This is a genomic window from Ruoffia sp. FAM 26255 (assembly GCF_045528525.1).
GTDB lineage: Bacteria > Bacillota > Bacilli > Lactobacillales > Aerococcaceae > Ruoffia > Ruoffia tabacinasalis.
Window position 1 is genome coordinate 25,990 of sequence record NZ_JBGQQX010000023.1, and the last position, 8,451, is coordinate 34,440.

Here is an 8,451-nt window from a genome sequence, read left to right on the forward strand (position 1 = left end):
GACTATAATGTAAATAATCACATTGAGGGGGATGAGAAATGAAATCGGCTTGGAAAAAATATATTCGGCCAAATTTGTTTTATATTGTTTCTATTGCCATATTACTACCTATTTATCTTCACGCTGTTGTACTATTGCTTGCGATTACCTACTTAATATGGCAGAAACGTAGCTTAACAATGCGAACGTTTATTAAAAACAAATGGTTGAGCATATTTATACTTTATGTTCTAATCGTTTCATTAATTAATCGAAACTACATCGGTGTTTTAATCACCTTAGTCTTTTTCTTATTTGTGATTTACTTTAGTAGTTACTTGAAGTGGGTCACAGTAGAAAGATACCTGAAGACGTTGAATATATTCGTACTAGGAAGTATTCCTGTCGCTATCTATGCACTCCTTGTCTATGTCTCTTATGTATTCCGTGAAGGTTACACTTTACTCTATGTATTCCAATATGCGAATGTTCAGACGAGGGCAGAATCGACCTTCTTTAATCCGAATTATTACGGCTTATATTGTATCTTTGCGATTAATATTGGTATGTATCTACTATTAAAGAGTGATTATGCTAAGAGATTTAAAGCCTACTATTATCTTTCATTTGTCCTGAATATCATGAGTATCTTACTAACGGCTTCGCGGATGGTGCTCCCTACAGTCGCGGTGGCGATTGTCTGGTTTGTCTTTTGGACGAAGCGGTCATATGTATGGTATATGTTGGGACTGGCAGCAGTTGGAGGGATTGCTTTATTCGTCAATCCAGACTTAATCCCTAGGTTTAGCTCGATTGCTTACGCTTTTCAGGATCGGTTTGCGCTATGGGATGTAGGTTGGCAGATTTTTATGAGTAATCCGCTGTTTGGTCGTGGGGCCATGAGTTATATGAATTTATATTACTTATATACTGACAAAGCAGATATGCATGCACATCAGTTAGGGATTAATACCTTAGCTGATTACGGTGTTATTGGGGTCATTATCTTAGGCTTTATGATGAAAGATTACTTAAAGTCTATAGTCAGATTAGCGAAGCAGATAGAGTACCGTAAGGAATTTGCTTTAATTTCAACGATGCTCGTGACTGTGATCGTCCATGGAATAATGGATGTATCAATCCTTTGGACACAAACGGGGTACATTTTCCTAGCAGTTATCTTGCCAATACAACAATTAACAGAAAAAACAAAATAAATTTAAAAAAACATTGCACTTCGATAATCTATGTGGTACTATGTGTTAGTTGAGAAAACAAGTAGAAACGAGCCGTTTCTCGCCAAAGTGAATTTGGCAAATACATAGTCTGCCACTAGGAGTGGTGTGTCTATATTTAACGGCGAGTTTATATTTATTTTATAAACTTGCTTTTTTTATTGTTACTTGTTTCTCAAAATACATGGAGGTGGAGATCATAAAAGAATTACCTATCAATGATGGCATTCGTGCACGTGAGGTACGTGTTATTGGAGATCAAGGCGAACAGATTGGCGTTAAGTCTCTTCAGGATGCTCTTACTATTGCCGAGTCGTTTGAATTAGATTTAGTGCTTGTGTCTCCTAACGCAAAACCCCCTGTCGCTCGAATCATGGATTACGGTAAATATCGTTATGAGCAACAGAAGAAAGAGAAAGAGCAACGTAAGAATCAAAAAACTGTCAGCTTAAAAGAAATTCGTTTAAGCCCAGGGATTGAAGACCATGACTACCAAACAAAATTACGTCAAGCAATTAAATTCCTTGAAAAAGGAGACAAAGTTAAAGTTTCAATTCGTTTCCGCGGCCGTGCAATTACACATAAAGACTTAGGACGCGACGTTATCATGGATTTCCTTGATGACGCGAATGCAGTTTCAACTGTTGAAACAAAACCTAAAATGGATGGGCGTAGCATGTTCGCAATTCTTGCTCCAATAAGTAGCGAAGAATAGAACATTATTATTTAAAACATAGGAGGATTTATCATGCCAAAACAAAAAACACATCGTGGATTAGCAAAGCGTGTTAAAAAGACAGGTTCAGGGAAATTAAAACGCTCTAGAGCCTTTACTTCTCACCGTTTCCACGGTAAAACTAAGAAACAACGTCGTCAATTACGTAAAGCAGCGTTAGTATCTAGTTCAGATTTCAAACGCATCAAACAACAAATTTCACAACTATAATATCAACGAACTAAAAGGAGGAATTCACAATGGCACGTGTTAAAGGTGGATACGTTACTCGTCAACGTCGTAAACGTACAATTAAATTAGCAAAAGGTTATTACGGAGCAAAAAGTATTTCATTCAAGATGGCTAAACAACAAGTCATGAAATCTCATACTTACGCTTACCGTGACCGTCGTCAGAAAAAACGCAACTTCCGTCGTTTATGGATTACGCGTATTAACGCAGCAGCTCGTATGAACGGAATGAGCTATAGTGTATTAATGAACGGTCTTAAAAAAGCAGGTATCGAAATGAACCGTAAAATGTTAGCTGACTTAGCAGTTAACGATGAAGCAGCTTTCTCAGCTTTAGTAGAGCAAGCAAAAGCAGCTTTAGCTTAATCTAAGATTTGAGTCTCAGTAATGAGACTCCTTTTTTATTGTTAAAATTACCAAAAAGATGAAATTTTACATCTGTATTTGTTGCCATAGTAAATACGGATGGCTATGATAGAACTTAGACAAAGGAGGAATCATATGAATTATATTTGGCGTTATATTAAGAATTATCCCGGACTGCTTGCATTAGATGTGTTCGGAAGCCTTTTTTTTGTATTAGTAAACTTAGGCTTACCTACAGTGCTATCAATTATGATTGACCAAGCAATTATTCCAGGGGATCAAAGTTTATTAATTACCCTAGCTATGGTGATGTTAGGGGTTATTATATTGGGTGCACTTGGACGTATCTTACTATCCTATGCCTCAAGTAAATTAACCAATATCATGATCCGAGATATGCGTAATGACATCTTCGATTATACGCAAAAGTTCTCACATGAAGAATTTGAAAAGATTGGTGTTCCATCTTTAGTAACGCGAGTAACAAACGATGCGTTCGTGTTAATGCAGTTCGCTGAGATGTCACTGCGTTTAGGTGTGAATACACCGTTAATGTTCTTCGGAAGTATTGTGATGATCATTATAACCAGTCCGTCATTGGCTTGGATTGTAGCTGCGTCAATGCCGTTTCTGTTAGTTGCGATTTATGTCATTGCTAAGAAATCTAGACCGTTATCTGAAGCGCAACAAACGTCTCTAGATACAATTAACCAATATGCGAGAGAGAATTTAACAGGACTACGTGTGATTCGTTCTTTTGCTCGTGAGGAGTATCAAGAAGATCGTTTCAATAAAGAAAGTCGTCATTATTCAAATATCGCCACGCGTTTATTCAAATTAATGGCAGCAGCAAACCCAATCTTCATGCATATCCTCGTTTGGATGATTGTGCTTATTATGGGACTATCGCTACAACCTTTAGCAGTTGGAGAATTACAAGTAGGTAACTTGGTTGCTTTTGTGGAATATGCCTTTCACGCTTTATTTTCAGTGATGATGTTCTCACAATTATTCATTATGTATCCAAGAATGAACGTTTCTTCGAATCGTTTACAGGAAATAATGAATACCGAGATTTCTATATCTGTGAATGAAGACGGTATAACTCAAACTGAAACACATGGTTACGTAACTTTTGATAATGTGACATTCGCTTATCCAGGAGAAACTGAGAATCCAGTCCTTCATAATATTAGTTTTGAAGCGAAACCTGGAGAAATGGTTGCCTTTATCGGAAGTACCGGAAGTGGTAAGTCGACTTTAGTTCAACTTATTCCGCGTTTCTTCGATGTTACTTTAGGACGTATCATCATCGATGGTGTGGATGTACGTGATTATAACTTAAAAGCTTTACGTCAAAAGATTGGTTTCATTCCTCAGAAAGCATTGTTATTCACTGGAACGATTGGAGAAAACTTACGTTACGGGAAATACAATGCAACGGAAAACGAATTAGAACGTGCCAGTGATGTGGCGCAAGCAAGTGACTTTATCCATAAGACTCAAGAACGTTACCACTCATTCTTAGCTGAAGGTGGAACAAACTTATCCGGTGGACAAAAGCAACGACTATCGATTGCGCGTGCAGTTGTGAAACAGCCCGATGTATATATCTTTGATGATAGTTTCTCTGCACTGGATTATAAGACCGATGCGGAATTACGTCGTCGCTTGAAAGAAGTGACAACAAATTCAACGGTATTAGTCGTTGCTCAACGTGTGAGCTCAATTATGAACGCTGATCAAATCATCGTTTTAAACGAAGGTGAGATTGTCGGACGCGGAACGCATGAAGAATTAATGGTTGAGAATGAGATTTACCGTGATATTGCAAATTCACAAATGAAAAATCCAACCATAGAAGAGTAAAGGAGTGAGCTAGATGAAAGAAATAAAAACATTTGGAAACTTATGGAAATACTTAAAAACATATAATAAACAACTAATCTTAGCCCTCGTACTCTTAATCATTAACGTTTTAATGACAGTGGTTGAGCCGTTCGTATTAGGATTAGCTATTACCGAAATTACTCAAAACGTCGTGGATATCGCCCGTGGAGCTGAAGGAGCGGCAATCAATTATGAATATATTATTACCATTCTAATTGTTTATGTCATTCGTGGATTTATTGTTCAAGGGACAAATTATGGATCGAACGTCTACATTACAATTGCGGTTCAGAACATGACCCGTGATTTACGTGATGATATCATTCGTAAGATTCACCGTCTCCCCGTGGCTTATTTTGACCGTAACCAATTTGGAGATATCTTAGGACGTATTACTAGTGACGTTGAGACAGTTTCCAACTCACTGCAACAAGGAATAATTCAAGTAACAACGGCATTCTTTTCGATTATCTTTGTCACGATCATGATGCTGACTTTGAATTGGCAATTAGCGCTCATTGTCTTTATTAGTATGCCGATATCTTACTTTGTTGCTCAAAGTGTAGTGAAGATTTCTCAACAACACTTCAAGAAACAAGCGGATGTCTTAGGTAGAATGAACGGTTTCGTTCAAGAGAACTTTACTGGGTTTAATATTATTCGTTTATATGGGCGTGAAGATAGTTCTGTAGAGGAGTTCCGTACGATTACGGGAGAGTTAGCAGATATCGGCTTTAAAGCAAGCTTCTTATCAAGTTTAATGATGCCCTTAGTATCCGTCGTATCTCACTTAGCTTACTTAGTTGTTGCGGTGCTCGGTGGTATGTTCACGATTGCAGGACGCCTAACAGTTGGTAACTTACAAGCCTTTACTCAATATGTATGGCAAATTAACCAACCGATTCAAATGGTGACTCAAATTACGGGGTTATTACAAGCGGCTGTTGCTGCAACGCAACGTATTTGGGAAGTATTAGACCAAGAAGAAGAATTGAACGAAGTAACGGAAGAAATACCTTCACCTGTTACAGGGCAAGTGACTTTCGATGATGTTTCTTTCCAATACACTCCAACAAAACCATTAATTAGAGATTTCTCTGTAAAGGTTAAACCGGGTGAAACGATTGCGATTGTTGGTCCAACAGGTGCAGGTAAGACAACGATGATTAACTTACTGATGCGCTTTTATGATGTGGATAAAGGGTCGATTCGATTGGACGGCGTAGACAACCGAGCCGTTTCAAGACAAAAATATCGCGAGCAATTCGGGATGGTATTACAAGATGCTTGGTTGTTCGAAGGAACGATTAAAGAAAATTTACGTTTCGGTAATTTAGATGCGACAGACGAGCAAATTGTTGAAGCTGCCAAAGCGGCTAACGTGGATCATTTTATCCGTACGTTACCAGGTGGTTATGAGAATCGTATGAACCAAGAGTCGAGTAACATTTCTCTCGGTCAAAAACAATTACTAACGATTGCACGTGCTTTATTATCTGATCCTAAAATCTTGATTCTAGACGAGGCGACAAGTTCGGTGGATACTCGACTAGAGCAGTTGATTCAAAAAGCGATGGAACGCTTGATGGAAGGGCGTACGAGTTTCGTTATTGCCCACCGCCTTTCAACCATCCAAGATGCCGATCGTATCTTAGTGATGAAAGATGGCCAAATCATTGAACATGGTAACCATGAGCAATTATTAAAACAAAAAGGCTTCTACTATGACTTATATCAAAGCCAATTTAATACTTAATATATAAAGATTGAATGTAACCTTTCATTTAATGCTAATTTCGATTACAATATTAGCAATAGTTAATGGAAAGTGACATTGAATACAATAAACCCACAGTCACTCATCAGAGCAATCTGAGTGACTGTGGATTTTTATTTTTGGGGGAATTTGGATGCGTATAGGATATCAAGGTGTTGCCGGTTCTTATAGTGAGGCAACGTTACAAGATTATATAAAGACATTGACTGATACAACGACAAAGGCGATACCAGTACCTTACGGAGATTTTAAAGCGGTTGTGAATGATTTATTAGATGACAAGTTGGATTTAATTGTCGTCCCAGTTGAGAACTCAACGACCGGCATCATTGCTCGTGTCACAGATTTACTGCGTTATAAGCCTGTCATGGCGATTGCAGAGGCTTACCAACCTGTTCGACATACTTTATGGGGAGTGGAAGGAAGTCGCTTAGAAGACATTCAGATGGTATATTCACATCCTGAAGCCTTGTCGCAATGTCAGGTGTTCTTTAATTCGTATCCACTGATTGAAAGCAAGGTATATGAAGACACTGCCAAAGCTGCGTCATATATTCAATCATTAAATCGACGAGATATTGCTGCAATTGCGAGTCCTCGAGCAGGGGAGTTACATCATTTAGTTCCATTAATGGAGAATGTGCAAGACGAATCAACAAACACGACCCGTTTCTATGTGGTTGAAAAGATTCAAGAAAGAGAATATACCGGGACTTGCTTAAGTCTATATGTTGAGACTCGTCACGAATCGGGTGCTTTATCTAAGTTGCTTCAAGTATTTGATATTTTTAATTGCAACTTACAAAACTTAAGCGCCAGACCGATTGAGAATCAGCCATTTACTTATGGATTCTTTATAGAAGTGTCGATTAAAGAGATGAGTTCACCCGTGAACATATTGATTCAGACTTTATATCAAGTATCAGAATACCTTCAAATCATGGGGCAATATGATCAAGTGTCAAAAAGTATTTATTTAGACGTTTAGGAAGGGGATAAAAATGCAAAAGATTGCAATTGTTGGTTTAGGTGTCATCGGAGGTTCCTTTGCGAAAGCATTTAAGGCTTCGGACAGTTCGAATTATTATGTGATGGGAATTGATAGAAACCAAGCGACACTCGACAAAGCCCTGGAAGCCGGTGTGATTGCAGAAGGTGAAGTTGAGAATGAAACGATTCTACAACGTGCTGATATCGTCATTATTGCCCTATACCCTGAGAATATTAAAGAGTTTATTCTACATAACTCAGACGCTTTCAAAGAGGGTACCATCCTGACAGAAACGACAGGGATTAAACAATATGTGATTGACAGTATCGTGCCAATTCTACCTAAACAAGTCGACTTTATCTTTGGACACCCGATGGCAGGGCGGGAATCACAAGGCTTTGAATACTCAGACCATACAGCCTTTATAGGAGCGAATTATATATTAACACCACTCGCTTCGAATAAGTCAGAGAATATGGATATATTTAAAGCCCTTCTTAAGAAAATTGGCTTCCAAAGATTAACTCAAGTAACGCCCATTGTTCATGATGAATTAATCGCTTATACGAGTCAATTATGCCATTGTATTGCAGCGGCCTTAATTAATAGTGATCAACCTGAACGTAATACGGTGCAATTCATCGGTGACAGTTACCGAGATTTAACTCGAATTGCGAAACTAAATGAGAATCTGTGGTCAGAATTGATGTTAAATAATAAGGATGTGCTTGTTCAAGTTATTAGCGAATTTGAAGCAGAAATGACAAAAATTAAAGAATCGCTCTTAACGGATAATAAACGTGAATTAGAAGAAACCTTTATTGAGGCCACTCGCCGCCGTGTAGATTTGGAAAAGAATGACTTAATGATTTAATTTCAATTTAAAGTATTAAATTCCTTGCAATTAGAATTTAAGTGAGTTATATTATAACCACATTAAAAATAAATGATAAAAGAGGTTATCTTATGTTTACCCATTTCAACAATATTATTATTGTCATTCAAAGACCGGACTTGTTAAATTGATTTTATAATCAGTTTAAAAAGTCCTATTCGTCTTGAATGAATGGGAACAGATAATAAACCCCCATTCTAGTAATCTAGAGTGGGGGTTTTTATTATGTGCGCCCGGCATGGGCGATAACTTGGTGGTGAAAGTCCACTACAGACTTGGCAGTAGGAACTGTTAGCTAAAGGCAAGGGTGTCCACCGTGAGGTGGAATCTGAAGGAAGCCGGAGGCAAACAC

At 38.0% G+C, this 8,451-nt stretch carries 8 protein-coding genes; all 8 read left to right on the forward strand.

Going from position 1 to position 8,451, the window contains the following annotated elements; translation table 11 throughout:
- Positions 1–38 precede the first annotated feature (38 nt).
- The 8 genes from ACEN31_RS06050 (at position 39) to ACEN31_RS06085 (ending at position 8,078) form a co-directional block, all read left to right on the forward strand.
- On the forward strand, positions 39–1,196 hold the full coding sequence (locus ACEN31_RS06050) for an O-antigen ligase family protein (RefSeq protein ID WP_407108939.1): 1,158 nt from the start codon (positions 39–41) through the stop codon (positions 1,194–1,196).
- Positions 1,197–1,398: 202 nt separating this feature from the next.
- Positions 1,399–1,929, forward strand: a complete 531-nt coding sequence (gene infC / locus ACEN31_RS06055; RefSeq protein WP_138404854.1) for a translation initiation factor IF-3 — start codon at positions 1,399–1,401, stop codon at positions 1,927–1,929.
- A gap of 33 nt (positions 1,930–1,962) precedes the next feature.
- Complete coding sequence (gene rpmI, locus ACEN31_RS06060) at positions 1,963–2,160, forward strand: 50S ribosomal protein L35 (protein WP_138404822.1); 198 nt, start codon at positions 1,963–1,965, stop codon at positions 2,158–2,160.
- Between the two features lie 29 nt (positions 2,161–2,189).
- Positions 2,190–2,546, forward strand: coding sequence for a 50S ribosomal protein L20 (rplT, locus tag ACEN31_RS06065; protein ID WP_138404823.1), 357 nt, complete (start codon positions 2,190–2,192; stop codon positions 2,544–2,546).
- A gap of 135 nt (positions 2,547–2,681) precedes the next feature.
- On the forward strand, positions 2,682–4,415 hold the full coding sequence (locus ACEN31_RS06070; RefSeq protein ID WP_407108940.1) for an ABC transporter ATP-binding protein: 1,734 nt from the start codon (positions 2,682–2,684) through the stop codon (positions 4,413–4,415).
- Between the two features lie 13 nt (positions 4,416–4,428).
- Positions 4,429–6,192: an ABC transporter ATP-binding protein gene (locus ACEN31_RS06075; protein ID WP_407101777.1), complete on the forward strand. Its 1,764-nt coding sequence runs from the start codon at positions 4,429–4,431 to the stop codon at positions 6,190–6,192.
- A gap of 154 nt (positions 6,193–6,346) precedes the next feature.
- Positions 6,347–7,201: a prephenate dehydratase gene (locus tag ACEN31_RS06080; RefSeq protein WP_407101775.1), complete on the forward strand. Its 855-nt coding sequence runs from the start codon at positions 6,347–6,349 to the stop codon at positions 7,199–7,201.
- Between the two features lie 13 nt (positions 7,202–7,214).
- Complete coding sequence (locus ACEN31_RS06085) at positions 7,215–8,078, forward strand: prephenate dehydrogenase (RefSeq protein ID WP_138404827.1); 864 nt, start codon at positions 7,215–7,217, stop codon at positions 8,076–8,078.
- Positions 8,079–8,451: the final 373 nt, after the last annotated feature.